15 protein-coding genes and 1 riboswitch are annotated in these 19,832 nt (G+C 71.0%); of the genes, 3 read left to right on the top strand and 12 right to left on the bottom strand.

What is annotated here, in order from left to right; genetic code table 11:
- Positions 1-31: 31 nt before the first annotated feature.
- The 5 genes from ACIBG8_RS19295 to ACIBG8_RS19275 form a co-directional block, all read right to left on the bottom strand.
- The gene (locus ACIBG8_RS19295; RefSeq protein WP_397344198.1) at positions 32-979 is read right to left on the bottom strand and encodes a LysR family transcriptional regulator; all 948 of its coding nucleotides are present in this window, start codon (positions 977-979) and stop codon (positions 32-34) included.
- Positions 955-1,710, bottom strand: a complete 756-nt coding sequence (locus ACIBG8_RS19290) for a gamma-glutamyl-gamma-aminobutyrate hydrolase family protein (RefSeq protein WP_397344197.1) — start codon at positions 1,708-1,710, stop codon at positions 955-957. Before ACIBG8_RS19290 ends, ACIBG8_RS19295 begins: the two co-directional genes overlap by 25 nt.
- Before the next feature lie 503 nt (positions 1,711-2,213).
- Positions 2,214-2,978: a 3-oxoacyl-ACP reductase gene (locus tag ACIBG8_RS19285; protein WP_397344196.1), complete on the bottom strand. Its 765-nt coding sequence runs from the start codon at positions 2,976-2,978 to the stop codon at positions 2,214-2,216.
- Between the two features lie 113 nt (positions 2,979-3,091).
- Positions 3,092-4,435 carry an aldehyde dehydrogenase family protein gene (locus ACIBG8_RS19280; RefSeq protein ID WP_397344195.1) on the bottom strand — a complete coding sequence of 448 codons (1,344 nt, stop codon included), beginning with the start codon at positions 4,433-4,435 and terminating at the stop codon, positions 3,092-3,094.
- A gap of 2 nt (positions 4,436-4,437) precedes the next feature.
- Complete coding sequence (locus ACIBG8_RS19275) at positions 4,438-5,796, bottom strand: glutamine synthetase family protein (protein ID WP_397344194.1); 1,359 nt, start codon at positions 5,794-5,796, stop codon at positions 4,438-4,440.
- Positions 5,797-5,997: 201 nt separating this feature from the next.
- On the opposite strand from ACIBG8_RS19275, the gene ACIBG8_RS19270 reads away from it, so the two are divergent.
- The gene (locus tag ACIBG8_RS19270; protein ID WP_397346143.1) at positions 5,998-6,702 is read left to right on the top strand and encodes a FadR/GntR family transcriptional regulator; all 705 of its coding nucleotides are present in this window, start codon (positions 5,998-6,000) and stop codon (positions 6,700-6,702) included.
- On the opposite strand, the gene ACIBG8_RS19265 is transcribed toward ACIBG8_RS19270, so the two are convergent.
- The gene (locus tag ACIBG8_RS19265) at positions 6,683-9,304 is read right to left on the bottom strand and encodes a hypothetical protein (RefSeq protein ID WP_397344192.1); all 2,622 of its coding nucleotides are present in this window, start codon (positions 9,302-9,304) and stop codon (positions 6,683-6,685) included. The two genes, ACIBG8_RS19270 and ACIBG8_RS19265, sit on opposite strands and share 20 nt — an antisense overlap.
- Positions 9,305-9,354: 50 nt before the next feature.
- Positions 9,355-9,437: riboswitch (ZMP/ZTP riboswitch) on the top strand.
- Positions 9,438-9,449: 12 nt separating this feature from the next.
- Here ACIBG8_RS19265 and ACIBG8_RS19260 point away from each other — a divergent pair.
- On the top strand, positions 9,450-10,301 hold the full coding sequence (locus ACIBG8_RS19260; protein WP_397344191.1) for a bifunctional 5,10-methylenetetrahydrofolate dehydrogenase/5,10-methenyltetrahydrofolate cyclohydrolase: 852 nt from the start codon (positions 9,450-9,452) through the stop codon (positions 10,299-10,301).
- 83 nt (positions 10,302-10,384) lie between these two features.
- Positions 10,385-11,035 carry a response regulator gene (locus tag ACIBG8_RS19255; protein ID WP_397344190.1) on the top strand — a complete coding sequence of 217 codons (651 nt, stop codon included), beginning with the start codon at positions 10,385-10,387 and terminating at the stop codon, positions 11,033-11,035.
- Here ACIBG8_RS19255 and ACIBG8_RS19250 read toward each other — a convergent pair.
- From ACIBG8_RS19250 to lanKC, 6 genes are all read right to left on the bottom strand, one after another.
- Positions 11,021-12,988 (bottom strand): prolyl oligopeptidase family protein, encoded by a 1,968-nt coding sequence (locus ACIBG8_RS19250; protein ID WP_397344189.1) that lies wholly within the window; start codon positions 12,986-12,988, stop codon positions 11,021-11,023. The genes ACIBG8_RS19255 and ACIBG8_RS19250 overlap by 15 nt on opposite strands.
- Positions 12,985-14,748 carry an ATP-binding cassette domain-containing protein gene (locus tag ACIBG8_RS19245; protein ID WP_397344188.1) on the bottom strand — a complete coding sequence of 588 codons (1,764 nt, stop codon included), beginning with the start codon at positions 14,746-14,748 and terminating at the stop codon, positions 12,985-12,987. Before ACIBG8_RS19245 ends, ACIBG8_RS19250 begins: the two co-directional genes overlap by 4 nt.
- Complete coding sequence (locus ACIBG8_RS19240) at positions 14,745-16,625, bottom strand: ABC transporter ATP-binding protein (RefSeq protein ID WP_397344187.1); 1,881 nt, start codon at positions 16,623-16,625, stop codon at positions 14,745-14,747. The genes ACIBG8_RS19245 and ACIBG8_RS19240 overlap by 4 nt, the downstream gene beginning before the upstream one ends.
- A 349-nt stretch (positions 16,626-16,974) precedes the next feature.
- Positions 16,975-17,106 (bottom strand): SapB/AmfS family lanthipeptide, encoded by a 132-nt coding sequence (locus tag ACIBG8_RS19235; RefSeq protein ID WP_397344186.1) that lies wholly within the window; start codon positions 17,104-17,106, stop codon positions 16,975-16,977.
- A 50-nt stretch (positions 17,107-17,156) separates the two neighbouring features.
- Positions 17,157-17,288, bottom strand: a complete 132-nt coding sequence (locus ACIBG8_RS19230) for a SapB/AmfS family lanthipeptide (RefSeq protein ID WP_397344186.1) — start codon at positions 17,286-17,288, stop codon at positions 17,157-17,159.
- A 4-nt stretch (positions 17,289-17,292) separates the two neighbouring features.
- Positions 17,293-19,779, bottom strand: a complete 2,487-nt coding sequence (gene lanKC, locus ACIBG8_RS19225; protein WP_397344185.1) for a class III lanthionine synthetase LanKC — start codon at positions 19,777-19,779, stop codon at positions 17,293-17,295.
- Positions 19,780-19,832: the final 53 nt, after the last annotated feature.

Below are 19,832 nucleotides of genomic sequence, written 5' to 3'. Positions count from 1 at the left end.
GGCCCAAGTAACCCAACAATTTCCTATAACGTCACGCTATGGGCCCGTGCCGCTTCAACCAGGTGCGGTAGTGCGGGGCGCGCATGGCCTCGGCCCAGTACGTCTTCGTCAGCGTACGCACCAGATCGTCGGCATGCTTGGCGATGGGACCCTGCTCCGTCCAGCCGACCAGGTGCCTGAAACGCAGCGGCGCGTCCATGATCGGGCGGATCGCGATGCCCTCCCTGGCCGGGCTGGTGGCCTGGAACAACCCCACGCACCTGCCCTCGGAGATCAGGTCGAGGGCCACGCTGAGGTCCACGCCGTAGGCGACGTTCGGCACGAAGCCGTGGTCGGCGCAGGTCGTCCAGAAGTGCGCGCGCGGCCCGGACTCCAGCAGCGCGGGCTGCGCCCAGTCCTCACCGGCCAGGTCGCGCAGGTCGACCTCCTCGCAGGCGGTGAGCGGATGGGAGGTGGACATCCCCACGAAGACCGGCTCGATCGCGACGGGCTGGTAGACGGTGCCGTGCGGCGGGGTCAGCTCGTGGCCCGGGTAGTCGTCGAGCGTCGCCAGCTCGATGCGCCCCGACTCCAGCAGGCCGGGCAGCACCTCGGTGGTCTCCTCGGTGCGCAGGGTGATCTCGGCGTCCGGCAGCAGCGTGCTGAGGCTCTTGGCCAGGTAGGTGGCCAGGCGGGTCATCGCGCAACCCACCCGGATGGGCGCGCCGGGGTCGCTGGTGTAACGCTTGGCGGCACGTTCCAGCTCGTCGAAGGCGGGCAGCACCGACCGGGATCGGGACAGCAGCCAGACGCCGAGCGGGGTCGGGCTGGTGCCCTCGGGCCCGCGTTCGAACAGCGCGCCGCCGAACAGCCGCTCGATGCGGCGTAACTGGGCGGCCAGCGCCGGTTGGGACATCTTCAGCGTCGCAGCCGCCCTGGAGATGCTGCCGGTCTCAGCGATCGCGCACAGCACCCTCAGGTGACGGACTTCGAGCTCCACACTCCCCAGAGTAAAAGTAAAGAAGCTTTCCAGTAAGGCCCAAATCGGCAGGCGGCGACAAGTGCCTCGAAGAGGTGACTGTCGTCGGCGGCTTCCGGGTGCCACTGTACGGCGAGCGCGAAGGGATGCCCGTCGAGCTCCACCGCCTCGATCGTGCCGTCGTCGGCCAGCGCGCTGACGGTGAGACCGTTCGCCAGGCGGTCGATGGCCTGGTGGTGGTAGTGCGGGACCTCCTCGACCTCCTGGAGGATCGTGCTCAGCCGGGTGCCCGGCTGGACCTTCACGGGGAGGTGGCCGAACTGGCCGGGGGCGGGGGAGTGGCCCTGGTGGCCGACGACGTCGGGCAGGTGTTGGTGGAGCGTGCCGCCGAGGTGGACGTTGAGCACCTGGAGCCCCCGGCAGATGCCGAGATAAGGGACCTGCTGCTCCAGGGCCGCTGTCATGAGCGAAAACTCCGCGTTGTCCCGAAATTTCCGGATGTAGCCGGTCTTTTCGTGGGCGGCTTCGCCGTACCGGTCCGGGTTGATGTCGCCGCCGCCGGCCAGGATCAGGCCGTCGAGCCTGGACACCAGGGGGCCAGGGTCGCCGGCGGGCGGGATGATCACCGGCTGGCCGCCCGCCTTGACGACCTGTTCCACGTACATGTGCGGCAGGAGGGCCGCCGTCATCTCCCACACGGTGAACCGGGCGGGCTCGACGTAACAGGTGATCCCGATGACGGGCCTCCGCATGACCTCTCCTTGCAACACCGAGTCCCTCACCTGCGTGAGGACCTTTGAAAGAACTTCTAACGGGGAGAGCAACCTCTAACGAAGAACGCAACCCCTAACGACGAGCACTACCCCTAGCGGGAGGAGCAACCCTTCGCGGGAGGAGCAACCCTTCGCGGGAGAAGTAACCCCTTGCGGGGGTGATCCCCCGTGAGGGGGACCCCTGCGGGACGTCTCCCCGTGAGGGGGACCCCCGCGGGACGCCTCCCGTGAGGGGCACCCCGGCGGGGACGCCTCCCGTGAGGGGCGACCCACGGGGGCATCTCCCGTGAGGGGCGACCCCGGGGCATCTCCCGTGAGGGGCGTCTCTTGCGAGCCCGCCCGCGTGAGGGGGCGCCCCCTGGGGATGTCGCTCCGCGTGGAGCGGCCCTCCCAAAGATGGCCCTTCCCTCGGGAGCGGCCGGAATCCCCAGTGGGGAGATCCTCTTCCCTCGCGAGGGAAGAGGCCATTCCGTGAGGTGCCCTTACAGCGGGGTGACGTAGGCGCCGGAGATGCCGCCGTCGACCAGGAACTCGGATCCGGTGATGAACGACGCGTCGTCACTGGCCAGGAACGCGACCGCGGCGGCGATCTCGGTCGCCTCGGCGAACCGCCCGACCGGGATGTGCACCAGGCGGCGCTGCGCGCGCTCGGGGTCCTTGGCGAAGAGCTCCTGCAACAGCGGGGTGTTCACCGGTCCCGGGCACAGGGCGTTGACGCGGATGCCCTCGCGGGCGAACTGCACGCCGAGCTCGCGCGACATCGCCAGCACGCCGCCCTTGGAGGCGGTGTAGGAGATCTGCGACGTCGCCGACCCCATCACCGCGACGAACGACGCGGTGTTGATGATCGACCCCTTGCCCTGGCGCTGCATGTACGGGATGGCGTACTTGCAGCACAGGTAGACGCTGGTGAGGTTGACCTCCTGGACCCGGCGCCAGGCGTCGATCCCGGTCTCCAGGATCGAGTCGTCGTCCGGCGGCGAGATGCCCGCGTTGTTGAAGGCGATGTCGACGCTGCCGTAGGTGTCGAACGCCGTCTGGTACATGCGGATGACGTCGGCCTCGCTGGTGACGTCCGCCTTGACGAACAGCCCGCCGACCTCGTCCGCCGCCTTCTTGCCACTGGCCTCGTCGAGGTCGACGCAGACGACCTTCGCGCCCTCTTCGGCGAACCTGCGCGCGGTGGCCAGCCCGATCCCGCTACCCGCACCCGTGACGACGGCTACGCGGTCCTGCAAACGCTGCATATTTCTCACTCCTTGCCACAACCCATCCACCCTCGATCTTCCGCAGCCTCACGGGAGAGTCCCCACGCGGGGGCTGGGGAGGATCGTGGTGGTGGGTTGACGGGCTGGTTGGGTCACTCCGACGAGATGAAGATGTTCTTGGTTTCGGTGAAGGCGTGGAGCGCGTCGGGGCCGAGCTCCCTGCCCAGGCCCGACTGCTTGAAGCCGCCGAACGGGGTCCAGTAACGCACCGAGGAGTGCGAGTTCACCGAGAGGTTGCCCGCCTCTACCGCGCGCGCCACCCGCAGCGCCCGGCCGACGTCGCGGGTCCAGATGGAGCCGCTCAGCCCGTAAGGGGTGTCGTTGGCGATCCGTACGGCTTCCGCCTCGCCGTCGAACGGCACCACCGACACCACGGGACCGAAGATCTCCTCGGTGAACGCCCGGTCGGTCTCCTGCGACGTGAGGACGGTCGGAGGGAACCAGTAACCGGGGCCGGACGGGCACGAGCCCTGCAAGTACGGCGTCCCGGACACGAAGCCCCGCACCCGGTCCAGGTGCTCGGCGCTGATCAGCGGCCCCATCTCGGTGCTCTCGTCGCGCGGGTCGCCGACCTTCACGCCCTGTACGGCTACCGCGAGCCGTTCCATGAACGCGTCGTACACCGACCGCTCGACCAGGATGCGCGAACGGGCGCAGCAGTCCTGCCCCGAGTTGTCGAACACCGCGTAGGGCGCGGTCGCCGCCGCCCTGTCCAGGTCGGAGTCGGCGAAGACGATGTTCGCCGACTTGCCGCCCAGCTCCAGCGTGAGCCGCTTGACCTGGTGCCCCGCCTTCGCCGCTATCTCCTTGCCCACCTCGGTCGACCCGGTGAACACGATCTTGGCGACGGACGGGTGCTCGACGAGCCTGGCGCCCGCCACCTCCCCTGCCCCAGGCAGAACCTGGAGCACCCCCTCGGGGAGGCCCGCCTCCAGCGCCAGCTCGGCCAGGCGCAGGGCGGTCAGCGGGGTCCACTCGGCCGGCTTCACGATCACCGTGTTGCCCGCCGCGAGCGCGGGTGCCACGCCCCACGTCATGATGACCATGGGGAAGTTCCACGGCACGATGACGCCGACGACGCCCAGGGGCTCCTGGATCGTGACGTCGAGGCCGCCGGGCACCGGGATCTGCCTGCCGTGGTTGCGCTCGGGCGCTCCCGCGTAGAAGTGCAGCACGTCGCGGACGTTGCCCGCCTCCCAGCGCGCGTTGCCCACGGTGTGCCCGGCGTTGGCGATCTCCAGCTGGGCGAGCTCCTCGCCGTGCTGATCCACCTTTTCGGCAAATTTCCGGATCAGGCGGGCGCGGTCGCCGGGGGAGACGTCGCGCCACGCAGGGAACGCGCGCCTGGCACGCTCCACAGCGCGGTCGACCTCCGCCGCGTCCGCGAGCTCGACCTCGGCGATCACGGCCTCGGTGGCCGGATTGACTATTTTCACCACTACATCCGTTCGAAGCTTCTGAAGAGTTCCCAGTCGGTGACCGCCGCGTCGAAGGCGGTCAGCTCGACGCGCGCGTTGTTGGCGTAGTGCGCCACCACCTCGTCGCCGAACGTCTCTCGTGCCAGCTTCGACCCCTCGAAGAGGGCGAGCGCGTCGCGCAGCGTGTGCGGGACGGTCTCTGCCTCCGAGGTGTAGGCGTTGCCGCCGAACGCCTCTTCGAGGGGGAGCTCGTTGTCGATCCCGTGCAGTCCTGCGGCGATCAGCGCGGCCACCGCGAGGTACGGATTGACGTCGCCGCCCGGCACCCGGTTCTCGATGCGCAGGCCGTGCCCGTGGCCCACCAGGCGCAGCGAGCAGGTGCGGTTGTCCACACCCCATTTAATTGCGGTCGGTGCGAAACTACCGGGTACGTAGCGCTTGTAGGAATTGATGTTCGGCGCGTAGAAAAGGGTGAGTTCCCGCAGGCAGGAGAGCTGCCCGGCGATGAAGTGCTCGCCGAGTTTCGACAGTCCGTACGGGCCGTCCCCGGCCATAATGGGGGAGTTGTCCACAGACCTCAGAGATATGTGGATATGACAGGAATTGCCTTCGCGCTGGTTCGGCTTGGCCATGAAAGTGATCGACTTGCCCTCCTGGGCGGCGATCTCCTTCGCGCCGTTCTTGTAGATCGAGTGGTTGTCGCACGTCTTCAGCGCCTCGTCGTAGCGGAACGCGATCTCGTGCTGGCCCAGGTTGCACTCGCCCTTGGCGGACTCGACGTACATGCCGGCGCCGTCCATCTCGCGCCGGATCCGGCGCAGCAGCGGCTCGACGCGGGCCGTACCCAGGAGGGAGTAGTCGACGTTGTACTGGTTCGCCGGGGTCAGGTCGCGGTAGGCCTGGTTCCAGGCGTCCTCGTAGCTGGTGTCGTAGACGACGAACTCCAGCTCGGTGCCGACGAAGGCGGCCAGGCCGCGCTCCTCCAGGCGGGCGATCTGCCTGCGCAGGATCTGCCGCGGCGAGGCCACCACGTCCTCGCCGTCGGCCCAGACCAGGTCGGCCATCAGCATCGCCGTACCCTCCTGCCAGGGCACACGGCGCAGCGTGGAAAGATCAGGTTTCATCATGAAGTCGCCATAGCCACGGGACCACGACGACATCGCGTAACCCTCGACCGTGTTCATGTCGACGTCCACGGCCAGCAGATAGTTGCAGCCCTCCGAGCCGTGCGCGACGACCTCTTCCAGGAAGTAGCGTGCGGACAGCCGTTTGCCCTGCAGCCTGCCCTGCATGTCGGCCAGGGCCAGGAGCACCGTGTCGATCCGCCCGGCCGCGACCTCGGTGCGCAACTCCTCGACGGAGAGAAATCCTGGGTCCACCTGAAGCCTCCGGCCTGGCGTTTATTGGGCTAGTGTCAGACCATTGATGTGCATGGCGGGATCGGTTGTCAAGACCCTGAGGACGACGTGGGCGCGAACCCGACGCAGCGAACGGAGTGGAGGCGTGAGGAACGAGCGACTCCGCGCAGTGAGTGAGGAGTGGTGAGCGGCCCCATGGGCACGGACGAGTCGGCGCGATTGATGACGGTGCTGCGCCCTGTGCGGGCGGGGAACGCTTTCGAGGAGACCGTGGAGCGGCTCCTTCAGGCGATCAAGCTCGGCGTGGTCGCGCCGGGCGAGAAGCTGCCGCCGGAGCGTGAGCTCGCCGTCCAGCTCGGCATCAGCCGCGTCACCCTGCGCGAGGCGATCAGGGCGCTGCAGGAGGCCGGTTACCTCGACGTCAGAAGAGGCCGGTACGGCGGAGCCTTCGTCACCTACGTCCCGCCACGCCCCGAGACGGGCGACCTGCGCCGGGTGGTGACCGACATGGGCAGCGACGACCTGTCCGACGCGCTGACCTTCCGCATGGCGGTCGAGTGCGGCGCCGCCCAGGTGCTGGCCACGATGGCCCTGGGCGAGGAGCAGCGCGAGGCGCTGCGCAGGCGGCTGCGCGACCTCGACGGCTCGTGCCCCGAGGACTACCGCCGCCTCGACACCGCCTTCCACCTGTCGATCGCCGAGCTCACCGGCTCGCCGCTGCTCGCCGCCACCTGCGCCGACGCCCGGCTGCGCGTCACCGACCTGCTCAACGCGATCCCCATGCTCCAGGTGAACCTCGACCACGCGGCCATGCAGCACGAGGCCATCGTCGCCGCCATCCTGGACGGCGACCCTGACGGCGCCCGCCGGGCTGTCGCCGAGCACCTGGAGGGTACGGCCGCGCTGCTCAGGGGCTTCCTGGCATAGCGATCTCGGGCAGCCCCCACGTCAGGCGGAACGCGCTGATGGTGAGCCAGCTCGCCCTGGAGTTCACCGCGAACAGCTGCTTGGCCCTGGCGAGGTCGTCGAAGCCCGCCGTACCCGCCTTGAGCCTTTCCTCGGTGAGCGTGCTGGAGAAGACCTCCAGCAGCGTGAGCGAGAAGTACAGGTGGCAGAGCGTCTCCAGGCACAGGCTGTCGAACTCCGCCGAGCCCGAGGGCGCCGGCGGGGCGAGGAGCGCGGTCCTGATCCCGGCCGCCAGCGACTCCTCCGGCGTACCGGCCAGGCGGTCGAGGCGGTGGATCAGGTCGCCCGCGTGCGGTTCCGGCTGGGAGCGCTGCACGATGACCGTGCGCAGCGCGTCCGCCTTGTCTCTGACGTCCTCGGCGACGAGCGCCCTGGCCAGGCTGGGCAGGTCGGCGCCCTGGCGGTGGGCGATCGACCTGGTGACCCTGATGAGGTCCCTGGGCAGGCCGCCGGCCAGGCAGTAGATGAGGCTGCAGTGCTCGGTGCCGAGCCCGAGCACGCGGCTGCGCAGGATGCCGAAGGAGTCGGCGCGCGACAGGTAGTTGACCCGGACGATCGTGTCGAAGGCGCTGTCGAACTCGTCGCGCACCGGCAGGCCGCGGCGCTGGAAGGAGGCGAGTGCGTCCTCGGAGACGGCGACCACGAACAGGCAGCCCTCGACCGAGGGGGAGAACAGCGCCTTGATCTCGTTGATGAACTCGCTGGCCTTGCCCGGGGTGGAGATCTTGTCGAGCTCGTCGATGAGGATCGCCACGGGCGGGCTGTCCATGGACTCCATGCGGGAGAGCACCCGCACCGCCGTACCGAGAAATTTCCTGAAGTCGTGGATGACGTCGGGGTAGGTCATCGCCTGCTCGGCCCACTGCGTGGTCTCGGTACGGCTCAGCTCGGGGCCGCCGGGCAGAGCCAGCTTGCCCGACCAGCCCTCGGTGAAGTGCTGCTGGAACCGGATCCTGCGCAGCCGCTGCTCGGCGAGGGCGCGCAGCCCCTGGAGGCCGTCCACCTGGGCCGCTTCGACGACCGGCCGCTGTATCGGCGCCGGGCGCCTGCGCAGGCGGAAGGTCGCCAGCCCGGCCGCGACCACCGCGGCCAGCAGGACCACCACGGGATACCCGGCGGGCGGCAGCCAGGCCGGGAGGTCCTGCTTGTTCATCGCGGTGACGCCCAGCACCCACGTCACGTAGAGCAGGACGGCCGTCGCCAGCGCGACGCTGCCGCGCATCAGCCAGGCCCAGGCGCGCGACGGCGGGGGCGGGGCGGACGAGAGGCGGTGCGCGCCGCGGCGCTCGGCGAAGGACATGATCTCCTCGCAGAGGCGGGCGTAGAGGTGCAGGGCGAACTCGCGCGCCTCGTAGCGGACGGGGACGCTCTCCAGGACCACGATCTGGTCCCTGGGGGCTTCGGCGAGGGCGCCGATCTGGTAGGCCTCCATGAGGGTGGACTTGCCTACGCCGCGCGGGCCCGCTACGCCGAGCGCGCCGCCGGTCATGAGGCGGACGGAGTCGCGGATGCCGGTGAAGTGGTCGGTGGCGATGAGGAAGTCACCGGCTCTGAGCTGGCCGAGTCCCGGGGCGATGGGGATGGCGAGCGGCTGGTTGAAGGGCGGTTCGAGGGTCTCGCCTATGCGCCGCCTGACGTGCGGGCCTATGGCGGTTTGCAGGATCGCTTCCTTCCAGCTCTCCAGCATCGCCGCCGCCTCGGTCCGCGCCTGGCGGACACGGCTCAGCTCCTGCTCGGTGCTGCGTGGGGGCTGCGGCTCGGCGGGCACATCGGGCGGCTGCCGCCGCTTCCAGCGGGCGTATCCGAGCAGGGGGAGGGCGACGACGACCAGCAGCCCGGCCACGGGGAGGCCGAGACGGAGATCCGGGATCACCAGGGCCGTTCCCACGGTGAGCGCCGCCCAGAGGGAGACCAGCCCGAACTCCTCGAGATCGCCGTTGTCGGCGAACGGCGTCATCAACCAGACCGTCGCCGCCAGGATGACCAGCCCGACGGAGAGCCAGCCGACCCACGCCCAGAAGGTCGTCGGCGAATACCGCCACATCAGCACGCCATAGCCGGTGATCACCGCGATGAGGACGACGAGCAGCACCATGAGACCGTCGAGCGTGTCGTGCAGCACGTCGTTGACGATCCAGACGCCGGCCAGCACGAGCAACGCGGCCACGCAGTATCCGACCACGGTCCACAGGACGCTCATGCCGGACAGCCAGTCCCACAGGAAGACCATCCCGAGCGCGAGGGCGGCGGGCAGGGCTCCGGTCAGCGCTCTCGCGAGGTAGGAGCCGTAGGGAGACAGCTCCGCCTCGTACCCCGAGCCGTCGTCGTACGCCACGGACATGGCGGGCTGGAGGGCTCTGGCCTCGCGCAACCGTGCGATCTGCGTCGACGTCGCGCGCAGCCACGCGTCGGCGTGGGTGTCGACCTCCGCACGCACCGTGTCGCGCAGCCACGCCGTCATCCGCGGCTGGACCTGCGACAGCTCCGCCCAAGCCGTGTCGAAAAGCCCAGGTAGCAGGCCGCGGAGCTCGGCGGTCAACGGGTCGTCCTGCGGCGTGCTCATATCCGCTCTGTCGCCCTGACGGCTGCTTTCGTTTCAGGTTCTGGCATCCTGGAAGGGAGCGTGACTGGCGGCCAGAGGATGGAATCGACCATCGGGGAGCTTGCCGTGCGAGCCGACCGCCTGGGCTCCGCGGTGAGGTAGTCGCATGCCCGCCAGACTCCTGCCCGGTGGCCCCGTCGCCGAGCGCATCCTCGCCGAGGTCTCCACCCGCGTCGCCGTACTCAAGGACAAGGGCGTCAGCCCGTCGCTGGCCACGATCCTGGTCGGCGACGACGACGCCAGCGCCGGATATATCAGGATCAAGCAGCGGCAGGCCGCCGAGCTGGGCTTCGTCTCCCCGCACGCCCACCTGCCCGCCGACGCCACCCAGGACGACCTGCACCAGGCCATCGCCGCCTTCAACGACGACCCGGCCGTGCACGGGCTGCTCGTGCAGTACCCGGTGCCCGGCCACCTCGACTACGACGCCGCCCTGCAGGCCGTCGACCCCGACAAGGACGTCGACGGCATGCACCCGCTCAACATGGGCCGCCTCGCCCTCGGCATGCCCGGCCCGCTGCCGTGCACCCCGGCCGGCATCGAGGCGCTGCTGGCCCATTACGAGATCCCGGTGTCCGGTCGCGAGGTGGTCATCCTGGGCCGCGGGGCGACTTTGGGACGTCCGCTGGCCATGATGCTGAGCCAGAAGCGACCCACCGCTAACGCGGCCGTGACCGTCGTGCACACCGGCGTCCCCGACTGGGCCCGTTATACGCAACGCGCCGACATCCTCATCGCGGCGGCTGGAGTTCCAGGAATCATCCAGCCAGAGCATGTCAAGCCGGGCGCGGTCGTCATCGGCGGCGGCGTGCGCTACGAGGGACGAAAGCTTCTCCCGGACGTCGACGAGTCCGTCGAGCAGGTCGCCGGGGCGATCACGCCGCGCGTCGGCGGGGTCGGGCCGACTACGGTCGCGATGCTGTTCCGGAACGCCGTTATTGCCGCCGAAAATAGCTGATAGTCACCAGTTGGGCGCTGTGTGTTCCCAAGAGCCCCCGTAGGCCTGCATTCTTGTAGGGCCTACGGGACAAGGGGGACAGGTTGCCGGACATCAGCATCTTGATCGCCGAGGATATGCATCTCATCAGGGGTGCGCTCAACGCTCTGCTGTCCCGCGAGGACGACATGCGCGTGGTGGAGGAGGTGGCCAACGGCGACGATCTCGTCGAAGCCGCCTTACGTCACCGCCCGGACGTCGCCCTCGTCGACATCGGACTGCCGGGCACAGACGGGCTCACCGCCACAGCCGACCTGCACAGGGAGCTACCCTCCTGCCGCACGGTCATCCTCACCGGAATGGCCACCCCGACGGCGCTGCGCCGCGCTCTGGCGGCCAACGCCAGCGGATTCATCGTCAAGGACATCAGCCCTGCCGAGCTCGTCGACGGCATCAGGCGGGTGAGCTCCGGCGAGCGCGTCATCGACCAGGAGCTGGCGGTCGCCGCGCTCAAAGCGCCGGAGAACCCGCTGACGCCGCGCGAGCTGGACGTGCTCGGCGTGGTCGCAGAGGGGGCGACCGTTGAGGATGTCGCTGAGCGGCTCTGCCTTTCCGGTGGAACGGTCCGCAACTACATGGCGCGGATCCTCACCAAGGTCGGCGCCAGAACCCGCATCGAGGCGATCGAGATCGCCAGGGAGGCGGGGTGGCTCTGGCCGGCGGCGCTCGACCGGTGGCGCTCAAGAAAGCCGTAGGCCGGTGTGGGCGGCGAGGAAGGCCAGAAGATCGGCCGCCAGCCTGACGCCGCTGCTCACCGACCGCTCGCCGTGCCCGACGTGCTCCTCGCGGCGGAGGACCACGGGGCCGGGTCCCGAGGTGGCCCACTGCAGCGCCGCGCACATCTTGCGCGCGTGCATCGGGTCCACCCGGGTGTCGCCGTCGAAGACGGTCAGCAGCGTGGCCGGGTAGCGCGCGCCCGCACGCACCCGGTGGTACGGCGAGTAGGCCATGAGCCGCCGCAGGTCCACCGGGTCGGCAGCGGTGCCGTATTCGGCGCGCCACGACGCGCCCATCCCCGACAGCTCGTACCTGGCCATGTCCGTCAGCGGCGCCGAGCAGACCGCGGCCGCGAACAGCGAGGGCCGCTGCGTGATCGCGGCGGCCACGAGCAGGCCGCCGTTCGACTCGCCGCACGCCCCGAGCTGCTCGGACGTCGTCCAGCCCCGCTCGATCAGCGTCTCGGCGGCTGCCAGGAAGTCGTCGAAGCTGTTCTGCTTGAGCTCGCGGCGTCCCGCCTGGTGCCAGCTCTCGCCGCGCTCGCCGCCGCCGCGCACCCCGGCCAGCGCGAACACGCCGCCCGCCGCCAGCCAGGGCAGGATGTAGGTCGAGTACGCCGGGGCGAGCGACTTCCCGAAACCGCCGTAGCCGTACAGGATCGCAGGCCGCGGGCCGGTGTCGCCGGAGCGGGACAGGACGACCATCGGGACGGACGTGCCGTCCGCCGACGCGTACTCCATCCTGGTCGTCACGATGTCCGGTGGTTTGACCGCGCCGGGCGGCTCCTCCCACACGGTGAGCGAGCCGTCGGCCGCGTCGAACCGCAACACCGTCGAGGGCGTCACGTGGTCGGTGTAGGTGAACCACGCCTCGTGCCCGCCCTCCGGCCTGGTGCCGAGGTTCCCGATCGAGCCGAGACCCGGCAGATCCACCTCGCGCAGCCGTACGCCGGTGGCCAGGTCGTGCAGCGCGAGCTCGGCCACCGCGTCGCGCAGCCGCGACACCAGCAGCAGCGGCCGCTCCAGCGCCGGGCCGTCGAGCACCGCGTAACCCGACAGCACCGCCTCCGGGTCCTCGGGCACGAGCTCGTGCCAGTCGCCGGGGGTGGCCGGGTCGGCCACGCACAGCCGCACGCACGGCGCCTCCAGGTCGGTGACCACGTAGAGCCGCCCGTCCCTGCCGACGCAGGGCGCCGTCCTGGCCGGCGTCCCGCTCTCGAGTACGGCACGCAGCCGGGGCCGCTCAGGCCCGGACTCGTCGAGGTCGGCCAGCCACACGTCGTTGCGCGTGGCGTAGGCGGCGGAGACCACCAGCCAGCGGCCGTCCGCGCTGGAGGCCAGCCCGTAGGAGGCGTCGCCCGCCATGATCGAGAGGTCCTCGGCCACCGGCGTGCCCACCCGGTGCAGCCACACCTCACGCGAGCGCACGTAGTAGAACGCGCCACCGCCGGGCAGCCACACCACCGGCGAGTAGCGGCACCCCTCGATCGGCCCCTCGACCAGCCCGCCCGAGCCGGTGTCCACGACGTACATCACCGAGCGCTCGCTGCCGCCGCGCGAGAGCTGGACGGCCATCAGCCGGCCCTCCAGGTCGGGCTGCCAGTCGTCGAGCACGGTCGCCCCCGTCGGGTCGAGCAGGTTGGGGTCGAGCAGTGGCGCGTTGTCGCGGTGCAGCACCGCGTGGTTCTCCCTGGTCCCGCGGCGCACGTGGAAGGAGTGCGAGCCCCGCCACACCGGCGCGCCGACCATCCCGGCTGACGACAGCTCGCGCACGCGGGCCAGCGCCGCCTCCCTGCCGGGCAGGGTCTCCGCGTAGGTGTCCCACAGCTCGTCCTGGGCGTCCGACCAGACGTGCGTGGCCGGGGCGTGGGCGTCCTCCAGCCACTGGTACGGGTCGTCGCCGTTGTGCCGGTCGGCCGGTGGGTAGATCACGGGACAGGCTCCCTTGTCTCCGCGGGACTCCACCGGCCGACCAGGTCTGCGTAGAGCGCCGAACGTTCCAGCAGCTCGTCGTGGGTGCCGAAGGTGACGCCCGTGCCGTCCATGACCAGCACCCGCTGGGCGCGCAGCGCGGAGCTGAGCCGGTGCGCGATCACCACGAGCGTGCCGCCGCGCCGGGCGAAGGCCGCCTCGGCGCGGGCCTCGGCCGCCGGGTCCAGGTGGCAGGTCGCCTCGTCGAGGATCACCAGCCTGGCCGGGGACAGGTAGGCGCGCACCAGGGTGAGCAGCTGGCGCTCCGACGGCGACAGCTCGGCCGGGTCGACCTCGGCGCCCAGCCGCTCCACCAGCGCCTCGGCGCCCACGGCGCGCACCGCGGCGGCCACGTCGCCGTCGCCCAGGTAGGTGAGGTTCTCCATCAGCGTGCCCTTGAAGACGTACGCCTCCTGCGGCACCAGCGTGCGCTCGCGCGGGTCGGCCAGGTCTGCGCGCACCCCGCCGACCAGCACCCAGCCGCGCTGCGGGGTCAGCACCCCGGCGATCAGCGAGGCCAGCGTCGACTTGCCGATGCCGCTCGGCCCCACGACCGCCAGGTGCTCGCCGTCGCGCACGTCGAGGTCGAGGGCGTCGATCACCGGTTCCGCCCGCTCGCCGTACGCGAAACGCAGCCCGCGCAGCCGCACCCCGCCGCCACGCCCACGCTCCCGTACGGCACGCGGCCCGGGAAGCGGCGACGACTCAAGCACCCGGCCCAGCGAGACGCCCAGCCGTACCCCGCTCACCCCGAGGCTCTCGAACAGGTTGTTCAGCGCCGGGACCAGCGACTGGGACACGTACGCGAGCGCGCCCAGGATCACCCCGGCCGTCGCGCCGCCCTCCACCAGCCATGGCGTCGCGACCAGCACCAGGATCACCGGCAGCCAGCCGCCCACGCCGAGCGCCAGCGTCCTGACCCCGGTCATCCTGGCCAGGCGCGTCCCCGCGTCGGCCTGGCCGTCGACGCGCTCGGCGATCCCGGCCCCGACGCGCTCCTCCGCCCCGGCCGCGGTGATGTCGCGCAGCCCGGCGGTCATCGCGGTGACCGCCTGGGTGGTGCGCTCGTCGGCCAGCAGGTAGTCGCGCTGGCGGCGGGCCAGCGCGGGCAGCGAGGCGGCGAACAGGCCGAGCCCGATCAGCAGCGGCGGCACCACGAGCACGAGCAGCTGGGGGATCAGCGTCGCCAGCCCGAGCACGACGCTCACCATGGCGAACAGGAACGTCCTGACCACCGTGATCACCGTGGCCAGGGCGTCTCGGGCTAGCTCGACCTGGAGGTTCGACCGGGTCACCGCCGTTGTGTCCGCTCTGCCGTACAGGGCGCCGGTGACCACCCGGGTCAGCAGCTCCTCCCTGAACGGTTCCACGATCGCGGCCACCGTCATGACCGTCTGCCTGGCGCCCCACGCCCCGACCAGCCACGCGGCGCCGAGCACCCCGAGCCAGACCATCCCGGCGCGGGGGTCGTGCGCGGCGAAGCCGTCGTCGACGGCGCGGGCGATGGCGTGGCCGAGCAGGAAGCCGGGCAGCGACTCGGCCAGCGACCAGACGGCCAGCGTGGACAGCAGGTGCGGGCGGCGGGCGATCGACTCCCACACGAACTCCACCCAGCGCTCCCTGCGCCTGGGGGGTCGCTGGATCGGCATCGGCATCGGCTTCTGGGGTGGCTTCTGGAAGGTACGGCGGCGCATATGGGCCCTGCGCGAACGTTTCTTCATGGGGTCTCCGCCTGGAACACCGCGCGGTAGTCGGGGTCCGTCCACAGCACGCCGTGCGTGTCGTGGCCGCGCACCCGGCCGTCCTGCAGCCAGACCACCCGGTCGGCTGCGGCGGCCGTGGCCACGCGGTGGGTGACGACGATCCTGGTACGGCCGGCCAGCTCGCCGGTCAGGGCGGCGCTCACCTCGCGCTCGGTCACGGTGTCGAGGCTGGAGGTGGCGTCGTCGAGGATCAGCACCCGCTCGCCGTGCGCGAACGCCCTGGCGAGGCCCAGGCGCTGGCGCTCGCCGCCGGACATCGGCGCGTCGTCGAGGGGGGTGTCGTAGCCCTGCGGTAACCGCCTGACGAACGTGTCCACACACGCGGCCTTGGCCGCCGCCTCGACCCACTGCTTGGGGCCCGAGGGCTTCACCGCGTGCCGCCCGCCCTTTTCCTCCTGTGCGGTACGGCCCGCCCCACGATCCCCAGCACGCCGGGCCCCGCCCACGCGGGCTGCGGGGGTCAGCGGTGGGAGGGTCTCGAGGGCTTCCGGTCTCCTGGGGTCCTTTGGGTCCTTCGGAGTCTTCGGGGTTTTCTGGCGGTGAGGGGTCTTCGGGGTTGGGGGTGGGGTGGGGAGGCCGAGGGTGAGGGTGTCGGTGATGGTGTGGCCGAGCAGGGCCGGCCGTTCGAAGGCGTACGCCACGGCGGTGCGCAGGGCGTCGCGGTGCAGCACCCTCAGCGGCGTGCCGTCCAGGCGCACCTCGCCCTCGTCCGGGTCCGCCAACCGGCCGAGCACCGCCGCCAGCCGCGACTTGCCCGCTCCCGAGCGGCCCACCACCGCGACGCACGCGCCGCCCGGCACCGAGAGGTCGATGCCGTCGAGGCCGGGGGCGCGTACCCCGCGCAGGTCCAGGCGCCCAGGGCCCGGGGGCAGGGGCTGCGTGCCGTACCTGAGGACGGGTTCCGTGGCCAGTTCCACCACGCGGGCGGCGGCGGCGCGGGCGCGGGCGAGACCGGCGACCTGGCCGATCGCGGCGCCCAGCCCGGCGCCGAGCACGACATAGCGGGCGGCGGCGTACAGCTCGCCCACGGTGAGTTCGCCCGAGGCGAGCCGCAGCCCACCGGCGCACAACACCGCGATCTCCAGGACCGGCACCACGAGCCCGGCGCGCACACCCGCGTCGGCGTTGGCGCGCCAGAGGCCGAAGGCGTGCACGCGCAGCCGGGGGAGCACTCCGAGCACCCGGTCGGCCTCGCGGTCGGCGGTTCCCGCCGCGGCGATGGTGCGGGCTCCGGACAGGGCGTCGAGGAGCCTGCTCACCAGGTCCGCCTGCGCCTCCTGGTAGCCGCTCGCGATCGCGGTCGAGGTCCTGAGGAAGGCGCGCAGCAGGAGCGCGATCACCACGAGGCCCGCGACCAGCGTCAGCGCCAGCCACGGGTCGATGAGGACGAGCATCACGAGCGCACCGGCCGATGGGAGCACCATGCTCACCCCGGTGACGATCGCGTCGGGGGCGCGGCCCGCCTCGTCGGCGTTGAGTCCTATGCGGGTGGTCAGGTCGCCCTCGGTGAAGCGGCGCGTCATGCGGGGGCCGATGCCGAGGACGTGGTGGATCGCGCGCCGCCGTACCCAGGCGGTGGCTCGCGCGCCGCCCGCGCCCGAGGCCCAGGCCGCCAGGCCATCGCAGACGACGAGCGTTGCCGCTGTGGCGGCGGTGAGGATGATCCAGGTGGTCTGGGTGGGTGGTCCGGCGATGAGGCTGTCCACGGCCCGCCCCACGAGGGCCGGGAGCGCCAGCACCGCCGCCGAGGCGGCCACGGAGGCGATGGCGAGTACGGCGGGCCAGGCGCCTGCCTGGCGCAACGTGCGCACCACCAACCGATCAGCCGCTCGCACGGCTCCCCCTTTCCGACCCGGCTAGCTCAGCGATCAACCACCCGTCCGACAACCCACCACCCGCCCTGTTGGAGCGAGCCAACCCTTCGGCGAGAGCAACCCCTTAACAGGGGGACAGCCTCTTACAGAGGGAACAACCCCCAAGGGGAGTCACCCCCAAAGGGGCTCCCTTTGTGGGTGGTTCGCCTGCGGTGATGCCGCGCGCATCTTCCGCCAGGGCAGAGGTGGCGGGTGTCGTCCGGGTGTGCCGGCCGTACGGATCGCCGGGACGAACCCCGCAAGGCCGACCGGGGGTGCTGTGCGAAGGCCCGGGACCCATCACCTGTGGGTCCCGGGCTTCAGGCACCCGCTAGTGGCAGAGCAGCAGGCTCAGGTTGCTGGGGTGGTGGGACTCGCAGCCGAGCACCGTCAGGGTGCTGCCGCCACCGCCGCCGCCACCGCCGCCGGGAGCTTCCAGGGTCTGCAGGTCGAGAAGTACCATGTCGTCTTACCTTCCACTGGTGGCTTTTCGGGACGTTGCGTTGACTGCGCCTAGTGGCACAGGAGCAAGCTCAGGTTGCTGGGGTGGTGGGACTCGCAGCCGAGCACCGTCAGGGTGCTGCCGCCTCCGCCGCCCCCTCCGCCGCCGGGGGCTTCCAGGGTCTGCAGGTCGAGAAGTACCATGTCGTTACACCTCCTTTCGTGGCTGGTGGGCGCGAAGCCGTCCGGCGGTTCCTTGCCTTGGACCGCCGCCGGGCGGCTCGATGAAGGGCAGGGTCGCCGTGTGCTCGCCGCGGGCCCGTGCCAGCGCGAACATCACCCCTGCTGTTCCTGTTGCCAGGTCCATGGAAAGTCTCAGTAGCTGGTTGCCGGGGAAGGCCAGGCCTCCCGCGTACGGCAGCGCGTGCCAGTCGAGCCCGCGCGCCAGCCGGTCCAGGTCGTCCCGCCCGCCGCCCAGCGCCGCCAGCGCGGCGATCATGCCGGCGCGGCCGGTGAACAGTCCGGACTGGACGAAATACTCGCCGTCGGTGACCCGCCTGGCGTCGGCGAGCGCGGTCGAGAACTCCGCGTCCGCCCGGTGCTCCAGATATCTCGCGAGCACGAGCGCGATGCCGACGGACCCCTCGTCCAGGTAGGGCAGCGTGCGCCAGCCCTGGTTGACCTGGAGCGAGCCGTCCGAGGCCAGGACGCATCGGCGCAGGTCCTGGCGGAGCGCGTCGGCCGCCCTGTCGAGCAGCCCGCTGTCGCCGGTGCGCTCGTAGGCGTGGAGGAAGAGCAGGGCGACCCCGGCGGAGCCGTACATGAGCCCGGCCCTGGGGTGGTCGCCGCCGCTGATCTCGGGCACGTCGCCGGGGCCGCCGAGGCGGTCGGCGCAGACGTCCACGATGCGGGCGGCCGCGTCGGCGAGCCCGTTCTCTCCGGTACGGCCGGCCAGGTGCAACAGGTTGAGCCCCACCCCGGCCAGGCCGGAGAACAGGCCGAGCTCCAGCAGTTCCCACTGCTCCCACAGGCTCGCCTCGACCAGGTCGAGCGCGTCCTGCCGGTGGCCGAGCAGGTCGAGCACGTAGGCGACGCCGTGCGCGCCGTCGTAGAAGCCGATGCCTGGTCCTACGTCGGTGAGGTGCTTGCGCAGCCAGTCCTCGTGGTCGGGACGGCGTGGCGCGCCGGAGGCTTCGAGCGCGAAGAGCACGCCGGCCGCGCCGTACGCGAGATTGAGGCTGCCGCCGGGCTGGAACTGGGCCGGGTCGCCGGGGTAGAGCCGGTCGTCGCGGTCGGGCGTCGCGCTCGCCGCGAGAGAGCGGACCATCGCCGCGCGGACGGACGGCCAGTGGCCGGTCGTCGAGTGCTGTCCGGCGATGGTCCGCACCGCCCCACGCAGGTAGCCCTCGGGGAGGGGGAAGACGTCGCTGACCATCTCGGCCAGGTGGAACACCTTGGCCTTGTCGAGCGGCAGCATGATGGTGGCCTGCGGGGCGAAGAGGTTGAGCCGCAGGCAGGCCTGGGCGTACCTGTCGACGTCGATGCCGCGCCAGTCGCGCGGCGCCGCGTAGGCGGGGTTTCCCAGCATGAGCGCCGCGTCGTCGGCCACCAGCGTGGAGACCTCGAAGTCGATGAGGACCACGCGACCCTCGGCGGTGACCAGGATGTTGTTGGGGTGCAGGTCGCCGAAGACGACTCCGCGTCCGTGCAGGGCCTCGACGGCCGCGTCGACACGCTCCACCATGTCCAGCGCCCACGCGGTGTAGGCGGTGAGGTCCTCCCCGGTGGTCAGCGGGTAGGTCTGGACGATCTTGCGTTGTAACGGGTTGCCGTCGACGAACTCCATGGCCAGGAAGTGGTGGTCGCCGAGCGTGAAGGAGTCGCGTAAGGCGGGCACGGCGTCGAGGCCGGCGAGCCGTTCGAGGATGGTGCGCTCGTGCGCGAGCCGGGTGACGGCGTCGCGCTCGGCGGCGTCGAGCCCGGCGTGCGGGCGAGCCTCCTTGAGCACGACGCTCTCGCCGTTCCGGGTGTCCGTGGCGAGGTAGACGCCGCCGCCGTTGGAGAAGGCCAGCACGCTCTCGATGCGGTAGGGCAGGTCGAGGGTGGTGACGGCGTTACGCGCGTCGAGGTGCGGCTGCAGGAACGCCGGTAGCTCCACCCAGGACGGCAGCGCGAATCCGGTGCCGCGCACGTCGGGGACGAGCTTTCCCTCGCCGTCCTCGATGGCCAGGACGAGCCTGCCGTTCTCGCCCAGCGTCCGCCGTGCGGCGAACCCGCCGTAGCGGACGTACAGGGGGCCCTCGCCATAGCGCAGGTCGCTCAGGATGTACGGCCCGCTCACCCCGGCGAGTAACGCGTCGAGCTCCTTGAGAACGGTCTCGAACTGGGCTGTGTCCGACGGGTAGACGGTGACGAGCTTCCCGCTGGAGGCGCGGTCCGCCGACTTGGAGTTGAGCATCGTCATCACCGGGCGGCTGCGCAGGAACTTGAACGGCACAGCGTGGGTTACGCAGTATTCCCAGACCACGTCCAGGGCGCGCTCGGCGTCGTCGAGGCCGGCGGACACGTGGATCTTCCAGCCCTGCGACGGCGTCTGATGGCCGTCGGGGGCGTAGTGCATCCACGTGTCGGTCGGCTGGTGCGCCCATCCCTCGGGGACAGAACGGGAGCAGATCGGAAAGTCTGCACGTTCCATCTGTTCCTGCGAAAAAGCGTCATAAAACATGGGGTTGGCAAGGCAGTGGAGTT

The organism is Nonomuraea sp. NPDC050556 (assembly GCF_044457355.1).
GTDB lineage: Bacteria > Actinomycetota > Actinomycetes > Streptosporangiales > Streptosporangiaceae > Nonomuraea.
Note: the sequence above shows the minus strand (reverse complement) of the source record. Positions and strands in the feature narration are given on the sequence as shown.

Bases quoted from the DNA above. Each gene is read 5' to 3' on its own strand.
- ACIBG8_RS19260 (WP_397344191.1), top strand. From the start codon at position 9,450: ATGCCCGCCAGACTCCTGCCCGGTGGCCCCGTCGCCGAGCGCATCCTC.
- ACIBG8_RS19290 (WP_397344197.1), bottom strand. From the start codon at position 1,710: ATGCGGAGGCCCGTCATCGGGATCACCTGTTACGTCGAGCCCGCCCGG.
- ACIBG8_RS19245 (WP_397344188.1), bottom strand. From the start codon at position 14,748: ATGAAGAAACGTTCGCGCAGGGCCCATATGCGCCGCCGTACCTTCCAG.
- ACIBG8_RS19285 (WP_397344196.1), bottom strand. From the start codon at position 2,978: ATGCAGCGTTTGCAGGACCGCGTAGCCGTCGTCACGGGTGCGGGTAGC.
- lanKC (WP_397344185.1), bottom strand. From the start codon at position 19,779: ATGGAACGTGCAGACTTTCCGATCTGCTCCCGTTCTGTCCCCGAGGGA.
- ACIBG8_RS19265 (WP_397344192.1), bottom strand. From the start codon at position 9,304: ATGAGCACGCCGCAGGACGACCCGTTGACCGCCGAGCTCCGCGGCCTG.
- ACIBG8_RS19230 (WP_397344186.1), bottom strand. From the start codon at position 17,288: ATGGTACTTCTCGACCTGCAGACCCTGGAAGCCCCCGGCGGCGGAGGG.
- ACIBG8_RS19235 (WP_397344186.1), bottom strand. From the start codon at position 17,106: ATGGTACTTCTCGACCTGCAGACCCTGGAAGCTCCCGGCGGCGGTGGC.
- ACIBG8_RS19270 (WP_397346143.1), top strand. From the start codon at position 5,998: ATGACGGTGCTGCGCCCTGTGCGGGCGGGGAACGCTTTCGAGGAGACC.